Below are 272 nucleotides of genomic sequence, written 5' to 3' on the forward strand. Positions count from 1 at the left end.
GCTATGCAGTTGTCATCTGTCGCCATTGGCATGATTGCATTTTTTACTTATCCCGTCATGACGGTATTAATCGAACCATTAATCAATAAAACGCAGCTCAAACTTGTCGATGTAATATCCGGTATCGCGGTATTAGCAGGCGTAATAATGCTGATCCCTGAGGCAAATCTGAATAACGACACCACCTTAGGCATTATCGTTGGCGTTATTTCAGCAGCTTTATTTACCTGCAGAAATTTGCTTCATAAACGAGTATTTTCGCAATATAGCGG

General features: G+C 40.8%; 1 protein-coding gene. It reads left to right on the plus strand.

Features of this window, described 5'->3' with window-relative positions:
* A partial coding sequence (locus tag AAEY79_RS14910; RefSeq protein WP_352289165.1) for a hypothetical protein occupies window positions 1-272 on the plus strand: 272 nt, incomplete at both ends.

The sequence above is a fragment of the Psychrobacter sp. GW64-MNA-CIBAN-0177 genome (assembly GCF_040309585.1).
GTDB classification, from domain to species: domain Bacteria; phylum Pseudomonadota; class Gammaproteobacteria; order Pseudomonadales; family Moraxellaceae; genus Psychrobacter; species Psychrobacter okhotskensis.